Raw genomic sequence first — 14,798 nt, 5'->3', positions numbered from 1 at the left:
CATGCCTGCCGCTCTCGTCACCGGAGCGAGCGGTCAGGACGGGGGCTACCTCGTCGAGCGCCTGCTCGCCGACGGCTGGGAGGTCTCCGCGCTCGTGCGCGGGACCGACGACGCCGCTCTTCCCGCCGCCGTCCGCGCCTTCGAGGGCGATCTCCGCGACGCCTCCGGCCTCGGCCGTATCGTCGCGGAGGCGCAGCCGGACACGGTCTTCCACCTCGCCGGCCTCTCCTCCGTCGCGCTCTCGTGGAAGGAGCCCGTGCTCACGGCCGAGGTGACCGGCACCGCGGTCGCCGCGCTCCTGGAGGCCTCGCTGGCGCTCCAGGAGTCGGCGGGCCGGGAGGTCCGCTTCGTCCAGGCCTCCTCCTCCGAGATCTTCGGGGCCGCGACCGAGAACCCGCAGACCGAGCGGACCCCGATCCGCCCCGTCTCCCCTTACGGAGCCGCGAAGGCGTTCGCGCACCACCTCGTCGCGGTCTACCGCGGCCGAGGGCTCCACGCCTCGTCCGGCATCCTCTACAACCACGAGTCGCCGCGTCGGCCGCTCGGCTTCGTCACCCGCAAGATCACCGCCGGAGTCGCGGCGATCGCGACGGGCGCCGAGTCGGAGCTCTCGCTCGGCAATCTCGACGCGCGCCGCGACTGGGGCTGGGCTCCCGACTACGTGGACGCCCTCGTGCGCGCTTCGCGCGCCGAGGAGGCGGGCGACTACGTCGTGGCGACCGGAGTCGCGCACTCGGTCCGCGACTTCGTCCGTGCCGCCTTCACCGCGGCCGGCATCGACGACTGGGAGCAGCGGGTCACGATCGACCCGCGGTTCGCGCGCCCCGTGGACGCCCCCGAGATGCGCGGGGACGCCTCCCGGGCCCGCGAAGTGCTCGGCTGGGCGCCGACCGTCGGCTTCGAGGAGATCGTCGCCCGCATGGTCGAGAACGACCTCGAGCTGGCGCGCCGCTCCCGCTGAGCCGCGCGCACCGCGTGCAGAAGGCCCTCGCTGCTGGAGCGGGGGCCTTCTGCACGCGGTGGATCGAGGACGCCTAGGCGGTCGCGTCCGACTGCTCGGCCCGGGCCCGCTCGTCGACGCCGTCTCCCTCGACGAGGTACGACCAGACGCGGGCGGCGTACTCGTCCCAGGTGCCGCCGTCGATCGCGAGCGCCTCCGCCGAGAGCCGCGCGTGCAGCTCGTCGTCGGTCAGCAGCCGCTCGAGGGCCGCGGCGATGTCGTGGTCGTCGTGCGGATCGACGAACAGCGCGCCGCCCGAGGCGGAGACCTCGTGCATGCTGCCGAATCCGGAGGTCACGACCGGGGTGCCGACCGAGATCGACTCCACGATCGGGAGACCGTAGCCCTCGTTGATCGAGGGGAACACGGTGCACCGGGCCAGGCGGTAGGCGCTCCAGAGCAGCGCGTCGGTGATCTTGGAGAGCGAGCGGACCGGACGGCCCTGGCCCTCGAGGACCTCGAGTCGGTACTCGAACTCGGCGCTGCTCCAGGCGTTGCCGCCGATGAAGACCAGGCTGAAGCGAACGCCCCGGCGCCAGAGCAGCTCGGCGGCCTGGAGCACCGCCAGGTGGTTCTTCCGCGGCTCGTGGCTGCCGACGCAGACGACGAGCGGGAGGTCACCGGTCACCAGCGAGCGCGCGGCGGTGGCCAGCTCCTCGTCCGAGACGCTCTCCGGCTGCGAGGGCAGCAGGATCGGCCGGATGTCCGGCCCCTGCATCCCGACGCTGCCGAGCATGTGGCGCCAGCCGGAGTACTCGGTCGCGGCCGCCTCGGAGATGGTCGCGATGCGGTCCATGTGCGACACAGCGACGAGCGTGCGCGAGAAGGCGGCGCTGATGCCGGTGCTCGCCGTCTCGGCGGTGGTGACCGGCACGCAGTCGAAGCCGATGGTGCCCGTGCGGTTGCCGCTGAACTCGGCGAGGGCGGAGACGCGCGACGTCCGCTCGTCCTCCACGGCGAGCTCGGGCAGGAGGTAGGTGCCCTGCCACGGGACGATCACGCGGGAGCGGTCCTCCGCGGCGTCGGGCACGTCGCCCGAGACGGCGTTCCGGCTCTGCTCCGGGGTGAGCATGACGAGCGACTCGTGGGTCGAGTCCCAGCCGGCGAGCAGGATCTCGTGGTCGCGCGTCCAGCGGACGAGGCTCTGGCGCACCACGCGCTGGATGCCCGTGGCCAGTCCCGTGCGCGCGGTGTGGTGAACGTCGACGACGACCGCGCCGACGACCACCTCGACCTCGGGGTGGTGGAAGCGGGCGAAGACCCGGTTCGAGGCGATGGTGGACGCGGCGTGGGTGAGCAGACCGGCGGTGCCGTCCAGCCGGGCCCGGCGGCGGCCGTCGACGACGTCCTCCCGGCGCGGGAGCGTGCCGCGGAGGACGGCGAGCACCAGCCAGACCTCGCGGTCGGTGGGGGCGGGCAGCAGAACGCTCAGCTGTCCCGTGAGGGCGTCGACGCTGCCCAGCGGCTCCACGGTGGGGGCCAGGGTGCGCACCAGGGTGGCGAGACGGTCGACCAGGTACTGCTTAGAGCGCACGGGGCGCCTCCTCGTGCTCGATGAGGGCCGAGGGGCCGATCAGGGCGGCCCACAGCTCCCGGGCGTAGTCGTCCCAGGTGCGCTCGGGCCGCTCGGCCGCCTCGAGGCGGAGCTCGTCGACGAGCTCCGGCGACGTCAGCAGGCGGCGCATGCCGTCGGTGATCTCCTCGTCGGACTCCGGGTCGATCAGGACGCATCCGCCGTGCTCGGCGATCTGCGCCGTGCTGCCGTAGCGCGAGGTCAGCACGGGGAGCCCGATCGACAGCGCCTCGGCGACCGGCAGGCCGTACCCCTCGTGCAGCGACGGGAACGCCAGGAACAGCGCCTCCCGGTAGCTCGCGATCAGGACGTCGTCGTCGGCTCCGCGGAGCACCTCGACCGGGCGTCCGGCGGCGACCAGCTCGCGCACGCGAGGATCGAAGACCTGGTGCGCCCACGGGTTGGCCCCGCCGATGAAGCGGACGCGGAAGCGCAGGCCCTCGCGCCAGAGGACCTCGGCGGCGTGCAGCACCGCGAGGTGGTTCTTGCGGGGCTCCTGGCTGCCGACGCAGAGCACGAGCGGCAGGCCGGACGCGCTCCGGCCCTCGGAGCGCAGGCCGTCCGGGAGCTCCACGGGCAGCGGGACCGGGACGACGGTCGGGCCGGTGAGGCCCTGAGCGGGGAGCGCTCGCACGAAGCCCTCGAACTCCAGCGCGGCCGCGGTGCTCACCGTGGCGACGCGCTCGGCGTGCTTGACCACGGAGAGGAAGTTGACGAAGCGCACCGTCTCCTCCGGCGGCACCGTGTCGGCGCTGACGACGGGGATGGCGTCGTGGCCGAGGACGACGACCTCGTTGCCGGAGTACTCGGCGAGGGCCGCGAGCGGCCCGCACTGGTTGTAGTCCGGCACCGAGGGGATGACGACGACGCTGCGGTAGGGCACGACGAACTCGATGCGCTCCGGATCGCCGTGCTCCCAGTCGCGCCGCCCGGCGGAGGACCAGTCGACGACGCGCTCGTGCTCGATCGCGCTCAGCCGCCGGAAGGACATCGATCCGTGGACCCAGGCGACCGGGACGATCTCGTGCTCGGCGTCCCAGCGGGACACGGTCTGGCGCACGACCCGCTGGACGCCGGTGTTGTGCCCGTGGCGGGCGGGGAAGTCGACGTCGATCAGGACGGCCCCGGTGACGACCTCGACGCGGGCGTCCAGATCGGCGAACCCGGTCGCGGTGCGGGAGCCCGCCTCGAGGAAGATGCGCAGCGCCGCCTCCTCGGAGGCGAGCTCGAGGGCGCGGCGGAACCAGTCGAACAGCTCGCTCGTCGGGTACGCGGCCGTGAACGACACCAGCGCGACCCAGGTCAGCTCGTCGTCCTGGCGCGAGCGGATCTCTCGGGCCACCTCGTCGAGGTACGGGCCGGGCCCGCGGGTGCGCAGCGAGGCGCGGCGCTCCTCGTCGAAGAGGAGCGCGCCGATCTGCTCCAGGCGCTGCAGCATCGCCTCCGTGCGGTGGGCGCGCACGGCGGCCGAGCCGGCGGCCGAGACCTGCGACCGGTCGCTCATCGCGCCCGACCGGACAGGCGGCGCTTCACGAAGCGCGCGCTGTGGCCGACGGCGCCCGACAGCCCGAGCTGCTCGACGCGGATCTGGAAGGTGCGCACCAGGCGGAGCGGCTTCGTCACCCGCCAGGAGAGGGTGCGCTCGAAGCCGGAGGCGGTCACTCCGCCCACCTGGATCCGCTCGACCCACTCGTCGAAGGGGTCGTTGAGGAGGGAGTCGACCTGCGCGCGCAGGCGGGCGAGCTCCTCGTCCGGGGACTCGGGCTCGGCGAGACGGGGCTCGATGGGAGCCCCGGACGTGCGGGCGGGCTCGGCCGGGACGGCGGCGGGAGCGGCGTCGCCGACGGCCGACTCGAGGCTCGGGTCGGGAGCGGGAGGAGCGTCCTCGCCCGTGCCGCCGAGGACGGGGGCGGGGTCCCCAGCGCTCTGCGGCGCCGGGTCCAGGGGGACGTCGGAAGGCTGCGTGGGCATGGCGAACACCTCGTTCGTGTCGTTCAGTCGGCGAGCGGGAGCAAGACTACCCGCCATGCGCCGCGCACCGGCACGCCAGCCAGGGGGCTCCAGGGTGGGCCGCACGTATAATGATGCGGTCCGTCGCCCGGCGGAGGCCGAGAGCTTGGAGTTCCATGCCCAGCAAAGCTGTGGATCGCGCGCGCGCGATCGCCGACGAGCCGTTCCAGATCGCCGGCACCACGTCGGCCGTCGGCGGCGGCTCGGGCGGCTTCGTCGCCTCCCTCGCCGAGATCCTGCGGCACCGCGAGCTGCTCCGCCTGCTCGTGGGGCGCGAGCTGAAGTCGCGCTACAAGGACAGCAGCCTGGGCTTCGTCTGGAGCCTCGTCCGGCCGCTGATCATGCTCCTCATCTACTACGTGGCGATCGGCCAGATCCTCGGGGCCTCTCGCGGCGTCCCGAACTTCGCGATCTTCGTCTTCTCGGGGCTCACCCTCTGGGGCCTGTTCAGCGAGATCGTGACCGCGGGCACCACGTCGATCCTCGGCAACGGCGGACTGATCAAGAAGGTGTACCTGCCGCGGGAGATCTTCCCGGTGGCGGCCATCGGCTCGGCCCTCTTCAACTTCGGTGTGCAGTTCGTCGTCCTGATCGCGGGAGCCGTCCTCACGGGCTCGCTGATCTTCGGCGTCCAGCTCCTCTACATCGTGCCCGCGCTGGCGATCGTGCTCGTGTACGGCCTCGCGCTGGCCCTGGCCCTCTCGGCCCTCAACGTCTACCTCCGCGACGTCCAGTTCCTCGTCGAGGTCGGGCTGCAGATCTTCTTCTGGCTCTCCCCCATCGTCTACGCGTGGAACTTCGTCGTCGCCGCCTCGACCGGAGCGGGCCACGGCTGGGCCGAGCAGCTCTACCTCATCAACCCGATCTCTAACGCGATCCTCGCCTTCCAGCGCGCGATCTGGGGAGACGGCTCGCGCGTCAGCATCATCGACGGCAACGAGATCGCCCCCCAGGTGTGGCCGCCGGACATGGAGCTGCGCCTTCTCATCGTCCTCGTCGTCGGGCTGGTGTTCGTGTGGATCGGCCACCGGATCTTCCGCCGCCTCGAGGGCAACTTCGCCCAGGAGATCTGATCGTGACCCTCACCAGCAAGCAGGAGTCCGTGCCCGCCTCCTCCGGCACCCCGACCGTCGTCCGGGTGCGCAACGCCTCCAAGCGCTTCGTCATCCGCAAGGACAAGTCGTTCAAGGAGCGGATCGTCAACTTCGGCCGCGGGCGCAAGCACCGTGACGAGTTCTGGGCACTCCGCGACGTCGACCTCGAGATCCCACTGGGCTCGACCGTCGGCCTCATCGGCGCGAACGGATCGGGCAAGAGCACGCTCCTCAAGCTCATCGGCGGCATCGTGCAGCCGACGACCGGCACCGTGGAGCGCCGCGGACGCCTCGCCGCGCTCCTCGAGCTCGGAGCGGGCTTCCACCCCGACCTCACCGGGCGCGAGAACGTCTACCTCAACGGCGCGATCCTCGGACTCTCGCGCAGCGAGCTGGACAGCAAGTTCGACTCGATCGTCGACTTCTCCGAGATCGCCGAGTTCATCGACACCCAGGTCAAGTTCTACTCGTCGGGCATGTACGTGCGGCTCGCCTTCGCTATCGCGATCCACACCGATCCCGACCTGCTGCTGGTCGACGAGGTGCTCGCCGTCGGCGACGAGCCGTTCCAGCGCAAGTGCATGGACCGCATCCGCGCCTTCCAGCGCGCGGGGAAGACCATCGTGCTGGTCACCCACTCGCTCGAGCAGGTCGGCGAGCTCTGCGACCGCACCATCGTCCTCGAGAAGGGCACCGTCGTCTTCGACGGCGAGACCTCGGAGGGGCTCCAGGTCCTCCGCGAGAGCTTCGAGGACCGTCGGGCCGCCCGCCAGGAACGCGAGGCCGAGGCCGCCGAGGCTGCGGACGAGCCCGCCCCCCAGCTCATCGAGATCCTGGGCTGCCGACTGCGCGGCGGATCCATCGAGCACGGCGGCACGGTCGTCCGCAGCGGCGAGACCCTCGAGTTCGACGTCACGGTGCGCACCAGCCGCCCGGTCGACGACTGGAACATCGGCATGGGCATCGACACGCCCCTCGGCCAGCGCGTCTTCGGGACGAACACCGAGCGCATCGGCACCCCGCTGAGCGCGGTCGACGGTGAGATGACGGTCACCTTCACCCTCCCCGACCTGCACCTCGGCGCCGGCAACTACGCCGTGCACGCCTCCTCGGCCACCTTCTCGCAGGGCGAGACCATGCGGATCCCGGTCGCCGCGACCTTCACGGTCGAGCGGGCCTCCGTGCACGACGGCGTCGTCGACATCGACTCCACCGTCCGCCTCAGCAGGCCGTGACCGCGCGGCGCCGCCGCCTCCTGGTCGACGCGACCGCCCTCGCGGCGCCGCGCCTGACCGGGGTCGGCCGCGTCCTGCTCGGCCTGCTGCACGCGCTGGACACCGACGCGACCGCCGCAGAGGTCGAGGTGCTCCTCGTCGTCCCGGCGAGCGAGGCGGGCTCGCTCGGGCGCTTCGGCTTCCGTACGCTGCGCGTCCGACCGGTGCCGCTGCCCCGGCCGGTGTGGAGCGCACTGACCCGAGTGCCCGCGCCGGGGATCGACCTCCTGCTCGGCCGCGGCGCCTACTTCTTCCCGAACTTCCGGAGCTGGCCGCTCGCCCGCTCCCGCTCGATCACCTTCGTGCACGACGTCTGCTTCGCTGTGATGCCCGAGCTCGTTCCGCGCGAGCGCCGAGAGCTGCTGTCGCGGTCCGTGCCCCGGTGGATCCGGCGCAGCGATCTGGTCCTGACCGGCACCCCGTCCTCCGCAGCCGAGGTCGAGAGCGCTCTGGGCGTCGATCCGGCGCGCGTCCGCGTGCTGCCGACCACGATCGACGCCGACCTCTTCCATGCCCGCGGCGAGGAGGAGGTGGCGCGGGTCCGCGCGGAGCACGGGCTCGGGTCCTACCTGCTCTTCGTCGGATCGATCGAGCGCCGCAAGAACCTCGTCACCCTGGTGGACGCGTACCGGCAGGCCGAGCGGCCGGAGAACCACACCCTGCTCCTGGTCGGCGGGGACGGCTGGGACAACGAGGACGTCCACTCCGCCGTCGCTCGCGCGGTCGCCGCAGGAGCCGACGTGCGCTTCGCCTCCTCCTACGTCGCCGACGAGGATCTGCCGGCCCTGCTCACGGGCGCCGACGCCGTCGCCATGCCCTCCTGGCACGAGGGCTTCGGCCTGCCCGCCCTCGAGGCCGTCGCCTGCGGCACCCCGGTGCTCGCGGCCGACATCCCCGGCCTCCGCGACGCGCTCGCCGGGCGGGAGTCCGCCGCCGTCTTCATCGACCCGGCGGACCGCACCGGGTGGTCGGCCGCGATCGGAGAGGCGCTGCGCCGTCCCCGGCGACTCGCACCGGAGCCGATCCCGGGGTGGGACCGCACCGCCCGGCGCCTGCTCGAGCTGGCCTTCGACGACCGCTGATCAGCGCCGGGTCGTGAACAGCAGCCAGCGCCCGGAGGCGGAGGCGACCTCGGGCTCGACGTCCCCCGTCGCCGCCTCGACGTAGGGCCGCCAGCCGTCGGGGTCGTCGGTGTAGCCGGCGGTGTCCACGTAGACGGCGCAGGCGCCGCTGCCCGCCACGGCGTCGGCGAACTCCGCGGGGTCGTCGACGTCGCCCCAGACGTCCCAGCCGTAGGTGCCCTCCACAGCCCCGTAGCTCCAGCGGAGGCGTCCCTCCTCGGTCGCGAGGTAGGGCAGCGCCTCGTCGTAGTCGGAGAGCGCTCCGATCCGCCCGCTGTCGGGGAAGCTCTTCAGGGGGAGCTCCACCACACCGCAGCCGTCGTCCAGCTGCGCGTCGGCCTCCGACACGAACGAGCGCATCTCGGAGTCGTCGGTCGGAGCGATCGGCACCGCGGCCGATACTCCGGCCAGCTGATCGATGACGGCGACGGCGGCGAGCAGCGCCGCCACGACGATCCGGACACCGCCACGGGCCGTGATCCGATCGAGCAGGAGCGCGAGCACGCCGAGGACGAGGACCGCGATGACGATCGACATCCGCGCCCACGCACGGATCGTCGGCCCCGCCACCAGCGAGACCACGACGCCCAGGCCCGTCACCGTGTAGAAGAGGAGCGCGGCCAGTGTCGCCACGGCGAGGACGCGCACGCGGGCGTCCGAGAAGAACCGGCCGACCGCGGTCGCACGGAGCGCCCGTCCGCCGCCGAGCGCGGTGATCGGAAGCGCCACGAGCGTGATCAGGAGCGCGACGCTGGCGAGGATCGAGAACCCGGGCGGCTCCGTCGTCGGCGCCACGCCGGACTGGCCCGCGTAGGTGTTCAGCAGGCCGTACCCCTGCGGCAGCCCGGTCCCCGACCAGGGCAGGCCCAGCAGCACGAGCTTGCCGGCGTAGGCCTCCGACTCCCCCACGGTCCGCGACGTGAAGTACGGGCTGTAGCGCTCCCCGAAGTCGAGCGAGAGCAGCAGCAGCGAGAGCCCGACGAACACGCCGAGCGCGAGGATCGGCACCGACGAGACCGCGAGCACGCGCAGCCGCTCGCGGGAGAGGAGCCCGGCGGCCGTGCTCACCGCCCAGGTCGCTCCGAGGACCAGGACCGCGAAGACGTAGTAGTAGCCGCCCGTGCTCGCCACCAGGAGCCCGAGCACGACTCCCGGGACGACGGAGCGCAGTACGCGGCTCCTCCGCGTCGCGCCCCGCTCGGCCCAGGCTCGGAGAGGATCGGTGCGCGGTCCGGCGACCATCAGCACCATCACGCCCAGGAGCGGGATCGCCCAGTAGTTGGCGAGGAACGCGTGGCCGAATCCGATCCGGAGGAAGTGGTACGGCAGCAGCGACAGCAGGACCGCGGAGAACGCCGCGACCCAGGGCCGCGTGCGGAGGGCGCGGAAGAACACGTAGCCGGTGACGGCGACCGTCGCGAACGTGCCCAGGTAGAAGACGTTCAGGAGCGTCGTCCCGTCGCGCACCACGAGGGCCAGGACCGACACGGCGAGGGCGGAGGCGACGTCGAACTGCGCGCTGAAGAAGGCGTTGAACCCGTCGGGGAAGCCGAGCGCCGCGTTGCCGTCGAACGGGAACGCCTGCGTGGCGCTGGTGAAGAGCGTGTAGTGCAGGATCTGGTCGTCGCCGCCCACGGTCCAGCGGGCCGTCAGGTCCTGCGGCCCGATCCCGAGCGCGAGCACGGCGGCGACGACCGAGACGAGGGCGGCGACGAGGGCCCATCCGAGCTCTACGAGCGTCCGGCGCCGCCGACTCGCCGTCCGCGGGCCGCGCACGTCAGTAGCCGCGCTCACGGCGCTGCTCCTCCACGCTGGTCTGGACGATCCGGTTCAGCTCGGTCTCGCCGTCGGTGCCCGCGTAGTCGTAGATGTCGAACCCCCCGCAGGCGACGATATCGGAGGGAGCGCCGAGCGTCCCGCGCGCGAGCCCCGCCCAGTCGGGCGAGCGGTCGGCCAGGACGAAGCTGTACTGCCGGTCGCGGTAGTCGCTCAGGTTGTTCATCCACAGCTGCACCGTGAAGTCGAAGTTGACCTGCTGGACGTGCAGCGAGGCCGGCCCGTAGAGGTCCAGCGGCCGCGTAGACCAGAACGAGCCGACGCCCGCGAGCTCGCGGCCGTCGATCCAGCGCTCCAGGCAGTCGGCGTCCGGGTCCGATCGCGCCTCGGCCGCCGCGGAGGCGACCGCCGTTGTGGTCGGCACGGCGGCGACGACGAGGCCTGCGGCGGCCAGCGGAGCGACGACGCGGACGACCGGCGCCAGCCGCGTGCCCGCAGCACGCCGGTGCGCCGCCGCGGCGCCGATCAGGGCGATCACGACCACGGTCGCGGTCACCGGGATCGGCATCAGGTAGCGGCTGACCGAGCTGCCGGTGAAGACCTGCACCACCAGGAGCACCGCCGTCTGCGCCGGCAGGAACGCGCACACCGCGAAGCGCGCACGGGCCGCCTCGTCGAGGGCGGCTCCCCGCGCCAGTCGGGCGGCACCGGCCACGACGACGGCGAGGGCCGCCAGCAGCAGCAGACCCAGCAGCGCCACCTCGAGCTTGCCGATCAGCGGCGCCTTCAGCACCAGGAACTGCACGATCAGGTCGTCCAGTGCCGTCCCGGCGAGCGGCAGCCGGAGGTACCCGCCGGCGTCGGTCCCGATCAGGAAGCCGAGCGGGACCCGCAGCGCGGCTCCGAGCGCGGCGGCCCCGAGGACCGTGCCCGCGACGATCATCACCGCTCGGGGAGCAGCGAGAGCGAGCACCAGCAGCACGACGAGGACCACCAGCAGGGGGCCGACGAACTGCACCAGGAGGAGCGGATCGGAGAGGGTCGTCGCGGCGACGGCCGCCCCGACCAGGAGCAGCGGACGCGCGGCCGGACGGCGCTCGCGCAGTGCGCCCAGAGCGACGGCGAGCCCGGCGAGGCCTGTGAGCACCGCGCCGTAGTAGTAGGTCGTGAGGAGGAAGGTGGTCGCCAGGGCCCCCTCGTTGTTGAGCGCGCGGCCCTCCGTCAAGCAGAGCACCAGCAGCACGGCGATGCCGGCGAGCGCGGCCGCGGGCCGCAGCCGGCGGTGCCGGTCCGCGACGAGCCGTCGCGCGAGCATCCGGAGCACGCCGTAGAGGAGGACGACGTTGAGCACGGCGTTGACCGCGAGCGCCGCCGCGGGATCGCCACCGGTCAGCAGCCACGCGACGCCGAAGACGGGGAGCTCGGGGAAGAGGAAGAGCTGGCTCGTCATCACCCACGCCGCCGGGCGGCCCTCGGTGAAGGACTGCAGGATCAGCGGCAGCGCCAGCGAGTCGCCGTCGCGGAAGAGCAGCGGCCGCCACGGCGTGCCGACCATGAATCCGAGCACGAGCAGGGTCCCGCTGACGACGACGGCGAGGGCGGCGAGCTCGAGGAGGGCCCTCCGGGTCCGAGGGGATCCCGTCGGACCCGCCGTCACCGGTGCTTCCCGCCGAACCGGATGGCCAGGACGAGCAGGAGGTTCTTCAGGAGGGTGTCGCTCGGGATCTTGGAGTTGCCGACCGTGCGGTCGAGGAAGACGATCGGGATCTCCTTCACTCCGCGGGCCCGGCGCAGCGCCCGGTACTTGAGCACGATCTGGAAGCCGTAGCCGGCTGCGCGGATCGTCTCGAGGTGGAGGGTGCGCAGGAGGTCCGCGCTGAAGAGGTTGAAGCCGCCGGTCCAGTCGGTGATCTTCGAGCCGAGGAAGAGGCGCGTGTAGAGGTTGCCGCCACCGCTCAGCAGCTTGCGGTCGAGCGTCCAGTCGGGAGTGCCCCCGCCCGCGATGTAGCGGGAGGCGACCACGAAGTCGGCGCCCGCGCGCACCTCGCGGAGGAAGGCGTCGATGTAGTCCGGGTCGTGCGAGAGGTCGGCGTCCATCTGCAGCAGGTAGTCGTAGCGGCGCTCGGCCGCGAGGAGGTGCTGGAAGGCCCAGATGTACGCCGCGCCGAGCCCCTCCTTCTTCTCGCGCGACAGCACGAGGACCTCGAAGGTGTCGGATCCGAGCTCGGCCGCGAGCTCGCGCGCGCGGTCCGCGGTGCCGTCGGGGGAGCTGTCGTCGATGACGGCGACGGTCACGTGGAAGTCAGGGTTGCGGGACGCCGCGAGCGCGACCCGCGGCAGCGCCGTCGCGATGTTCGCGACTTCGTTGTAGGTGGGGACGACGACGGCGAGGGAGCGCATGAGGCGGGGAGGATCCGTTCTTCCGGTGCACCGGCTGACCGGTGAGAGCCCTGCGAGTATAACGAGGCGGTGCTCGCGAGCCTCCGAGCGCGCCCCGCGGCCCGCCGCCCCGCCCGCGCACTCTCTCAGGAACATGGCACCGGCCGTTCGACCGCCCGGCAGGGCTCCGCGGTTACGATGGACGACAGTGCACGGCGGTTCACCCCTTGTTCGCCTGCCCCGATGGACGCCCGTCGGAGCCCGACGGTCGGGCATCGACGCCAGAGGGGGACGGGAAAGAGCACCGCAGATGAAGAGACTCCTCGAATCGCAGAAGGTCCGCTTCCTCATCGCGGGCTGCACCAACACGGCGATCGACTTCCTCATCCTCAACACGCTCGTGCTCCTGCTCGGTCTGCCGACCCTCGTCGCCAACGTCTTCTCCGTCCTGGTCGGCATCACGATCTCGTACGCGCTGAACCACTTCTTCGTCTTCCGCCACCCGGGCAGGGTCTCGGTCGCCACGTTCGCGAAGTTCTTCCTCGTCACCGGGTTCAGCTCGCTGGTCCTGCAGTCGGCGATCATCTACGGCTTCGAGGTCTTCTTCGACACCCGCTTCGGCAACTCGCTGCTCTTCCTCCCTAGCTCCGGCGAGAACGCCTTCCTCGCGATCAACATCGCCAAGGCCGTCGCCGTCCTCGTGGGACTGGTGTGGAACTTCTGCATGTACAAGTTCGTCGTCTTCCGCCGTCCGGCGCACGATGCGCTGCCCGCGATCGAGACGGTCTCCCCCGCCGCCGTGGCCGTCAGCACCGAGCCCGTCGACATCGTCCGCTGAGGGCCGCAGGCTCCCGGGCCCCGCTCGAGCCGCGTGCTAGCCTCGTCGAGTTCTTCCGACGGGGCACTCCTCCCGTCGACGCCGCACCACCCGGAGGCTCCCATCGCCCGCTCGACGTTGCCCATCGCGGTCGTCGTCGTCACCCACTTCTCGGGTGAGGTCCTCCGCGCGTGCCTCGAGTCCGTGCCGGAGGCGACGGAGCACGACGTGCGCATCGTGGTGGTCGACAACCTGACCACGGACGACTCCGTCCGCAGCGTCGTCGAGCGCCTGCCGCAGGTCGAGTTCCACGAGACCGGGCAGAACCTCGGCTACGGCCGGGCCGTCAACTACGCGGTCGAGCGCCTCGGGCCCGAAGTGGAGTGGATCCTGGTGACCAACCCGGACACGGTCTTCCTCCCCGGCTCGATCGACGCCCTCTACGCCGCCGCGACGGCGGACGACCGGATCGGCTCGATCGGGCCCCGGATCCTCGACTCCGACGGCACGATCTACCCCTCCGCCCGCGCTCTGCCCTCGCTCGGCACGGGCGTCGGGCACGCCGTCTTCGCCCACGTCTGGCCCGGCAACCCGTGGTCGGCGACCTACCGGCGCTCGCGCGCGGTCGAGACCCTCCGCCACGGCCGGATGGAGGCGGGCTGGCTCTCCGGCGCCTGCGTGATGGTGCGCCGCACGGCCTTCGAGGAGATCGGCGGGTTCGACGACCGCTACTTCATGTACTTCGAGGACGTCCAGCTGGGCGACTCGCTCGGACAGCGCGGGTGGACCAACGTCTACCTCGCCGACGCGGTCGTCTTCCACCTCGGCGGGCACTCCACCCGCCTGGCCTCGGCGCGGATGCTCGCGGTCCACCACCGCAGCGCCTACCTCTACCTCGCGCAGAAGTACGGGGCCTGGTACCAGGCGCCGATCCGTGCGGCGGTGCGCGCCGGGCTGGGCGCCCGGGTCGCGCTGATGCGCCTGCGCTCGAAGAGCTGATCCGGTCCGGTCGGGCGTGCCGCCTGGCCGGCGCCGGGCGGCCCGTCCGCCGGATCGGCGGTCAGGACGCGGAGTCGAGCTCCGTGTAGAAGGCCCGCGCCTCGTCCCAGGTCGGCAGCAGGCCCTGCGCCTCGGCCTCGGCCAGCGTCGGTGCGTCGGTGTCCTTCGGTGAGAGGAGCAGCTCGCCGGCCTCCTCCGGGAAGCGCAGGCCGATCTGCTCGTCGAGCGGGTCGATCCCCTTCTCCCGCACCGGGTCGAAGGTGGCGTTCACGAGGTACGAGACCACGGCGCCCTCGGTCAGCGCCACGAAGGCGTGCGCGACGCCCTCGGCGATGTAGACGGAGCGGCGGTCGACGTCGTCGAGCAGGATCGACTCCCAGCGCCCGAAGGTCGGCGACCCGACGCGCACGTCGATCACGTAGTCGAGGACCGCGCCGGAGAAGCACGAGACGTACTTGGCCTGCGACGGCGGGATCTGCGCGAAGTGGATGCCGCGGACGGTGCCGCGCCGCGAGACGGAGGTGTTGCCCTGCCGCAGCGAGAGCGGGTGCCCGACCTTCTCGGCCAGGCGGTCGAAGCGGTAGAACTCGTAGAAGACCCCGCGATCGTCGGGGAACTGGCGCGGAGTCACTTCGTAGACGTCGGGGATGTCGAGCTCTTGGATCTGCACGGTCGCCAGTTTAACGACGGCGTGTCACGGGCCCGCGACGCCTCTCTGCGCCACCCGGCGGCGTGCCGGAGCGCCGACCGTCGGC

General features: G+C 72.2%; 13 protein-coding genes. 6 read left to right on the top strand and 7 right to left on the bottom strand.

Annotated features, from left to right (window positions below; all coding sequences use genetic code 11):
- The first annotated feature begins 1 nt into the window (after position 1).
- Positions 2-961: a GDP-mannose 4,6-dehydratase gene (locus tag C5D09_RS00970; RefSeq protein ID WP_104223149.1), complete on the top strand. Its 960-nt coding sequence runs from the start codon at positions 2-4 to the stop codon at positions 959-961.
- Between the two features lie 73 nt (positions 962-1,034).
- Here C5D09_RS00970 and C5D09_RS00965 read toward each other — a convergent pair whose 3' ends face one another.
- The 3 genes from C5D09_RS00965 to C5D09_RS00955 are packed head-to-tail and all read right to left on the bottom strand — an operon-like array spanning position 1,035 to position 4,544.
- The gene (locus tag C5D09_RS00965; protein WP_104232815.1) at positions 1,035-2,534 is read right to left on the bottom strand and encodes a glycosyltransferase family 1 protein; all 1,500 of its coding nucleotides are present in this window, start codon (positions 2,532-2,534) and stop codon (positions 1,035-1,037) included.
- Entirely contained in the window at positions 2,524-4,077 is a 1,554-nt protein-coding gene (locus C5D09_RS00960) for a glycosyltransferase (protein ID WP_104268410.1), read from the bottom strand. Before C5D09_RS00960 ends, C5D09_RS00965 begins: the two co-directional genes overlap by 11 nt.
- Entirely contained in the window at positions 4,074-4,544 is a 471-nt protein-coding gene (locus C5D09_RS00955; RefSeq protein WP_104223152.1) for a hypothetical protein, read from the bottom strand. Before C5D09_RS00955 ends, C5D09_RS00960 begins: the two co-directional genes overlap by 4 nt.
- 155 nt (positions 4,545-4,699) lie before the next feature.
- Between C5D09_RS00955 and C5D09_RS00950 the strand changes: the two genes are divergently transcribed.
- The 3 genes from C5D09_RS00950 to C5D09_RS00940 are packed head-to-tail and all read left to right on the top strand — an operon-like array spanning position 4,700 to position 8,033.
- Complete coding sequence (locus C5D09_RS00950; protein WP_104223153.1) at positions 4,700-5,656, top strand: ABC transporter permease; 957 nt, start codon at positions 4,700-4,702, stop codon at positions 5,654-5,656.
- Positions 5,657-5,658: 2 nt separating this feature from the next.
- Positions 5,659-6,912, top strand: coding sequence for an ABC transporter ATP-binding protein (locus C5D09_RS00945; protein ID WP_244229465.1), 1,254 nt, complete (start codon positions 5,659-5,661; stop codon positions 6,910-6,912).
- Positions 6,909-8,033, top strand: a complete 1,125-nt coding sequence (locus C5D09_RS00940) for a glycosyltransferase family 1 protein (protein ID WP_104268409.1) — start codon at positions 6,909-6,911, stop codon at positions 8,031-8,033. The genes C5D09_RS00945 and C5D09_RS00940 overlap by 4 nt, the downstream gene beginning before the upstream one ends.
- Here the strand turns inward: C5D09_RS00940 and C5D09_RS00935 are convergent, their stop codons facing one another.
- Genes C5D09_RS00935 through C5D09_RS00925 form a run of 3 tightly spaced genes read right to left on the bottom strand, consistent with a single transcriptional unit; the run spans position 8,034 to position 12,248 of the window.
- On the bottom strand, positions 8,034-9,866 hold the full coding sequence (locus C5D09_RS00935) for a hypothetical protein (protein ID WP_146085592.1): 1,833 nt from the start codon (positions 9,864-9,866) through the stop codon (positions 8,034-8,036). It lies immediately after the preceding gene.
- Complete coding sequence (locus C5D09_RS00930; protein WP_104268407.1) at positions 9,850-11,505, bottom strand: hypothetical protein; 1,656 nt, start codon at positions 11,503-11,505, stop codon at positions 9,850-9,852. Before C5D09_RS00930 ends, C5D09_RS00935 begins: the two co-directional genes overlap by 17 nt.
- Positions 11,502-12,248: a polyprenol monophosphomannose synthase gene (locus C5D09_RS00925; RefSeq protein WP_104223157.1), complete on the bottom strand. Its 747-nt coding sequence runs from the start codon at positions 12,246-12,248 to the stop codon at positions 11,502-11,504. Before C5D09_RS00925 ends, C5D09_RS00930 begins: the two co-directional genes overlap by 4 nt.
- A 289-nt stretch (positions 12,249-12,537) precedes the next feature.
- Here C5D09_RS00925 and C5D09_RS00920 point away from each other — a divergent pair, with 289 nt between their 5' ends.
- Complete coding sequence (locus C5D09_RS00920) at positions 12,538-13,065, top strand: GtrA family protein (RefSeq protein ID WP_104223158.1); 528 nt, start codon at positions 12,538-12,540, stop codon at positions 13,063-13,065.
- 117 nt (positions 13,066-13,182) lie between these two features.
- On the top strand, positions 13,183-14,043 hold the full coding sequence (locus C5D09_RS00915) for a glycosyltransferase family 2 protein (RefSeq protein ID WP_258066871.1): 861 nt from the start codon (positions 13,183-13,185) through the stop codon (positions 14,041-14,043).
- Positions 14,044-14,104: 61 nt separating this feature from the next.
- On the opposite strand, the gene C5D09_RS00910 is transcribed toward C5D09_RS00915, so the two are convergent.
- Positions 14,105-14,713, bottom strand: coding sequence for a dTDP-4-dehydrorhamnose 3,5-epimerase family protein (locus C5D09_RS00910; protein WP_104268406.1), 609 nt, complete (start codon positions 14,711-14,713; stop codon positions 14,105-14,107).
- Between the last annotated feature and the right edge of the window lie 85 nt (positions 14,714-14,798).

This window comes from Rathayibacter sp. AY1C9 (assembly GCF_002932315.1).
In the GTDB taxonomy this organism is placed as follows: Bacteria; Actinomycetota; Actinomycetes; order Actinomycetales; family Microbacteriaceae; genus Rathayibacter.
The sequence above is the reverse complement of the archived record's forward strand: the minus strand, read 5'-3'. Positions and strand labels throughout refer to the sequence as shown.

What these genes read in the sequence shown, in the direction of transcription:
- C5D09_RS00960 (WP_104268410.1), bottom strand. Translation starts at nt 4,077, where the DNA reads ATGAGCGACCGGTCGCAGGTCTCGGCCGCCGGCTCGGCCGCCGTGCGC.
- C5D09_RS00925 (WP_104223157.1), bottom strand. Translation starts at nt 12,248, where the DNA reads ATGCGCTCCCTCGCCGTCGTCGTCCCCACCTACAACGAAGTCGCGAAC.
- C5D09_RS00955 (WP_104223152.1), bottom strand. Translation starts at nt 4,544, where the DNA reads ATGCCCACGCAGCCTTCCGACGTCCCCCTGGACCCGGCGCCGCAGAGC.
- C5D09_RS00920 (WP_104223158.1), top strand. Translation starts at nt 12,538, where the DNA reads ATGAAGAGACTCCTCGAATCGCAGAAGGTCCGCTTCCTCATCGCGGGC.
- C5D09_RS00950 (WP_104223153.1), top strand. Translation starts at nt 4,700, where the DNA reads ATGCCCAGCAAAGCTGTGGATCGCGCGCGCGCGATCGCCGACGAGCCG.
- C5D09_RS00970 (WP_104223149.1), top strand. Translation starts at nt 2, where the DNA reads ATGCCTGCCGCTCTCGTCACCGGAGCGAGCGGTCAGGACGGGGGCTAC.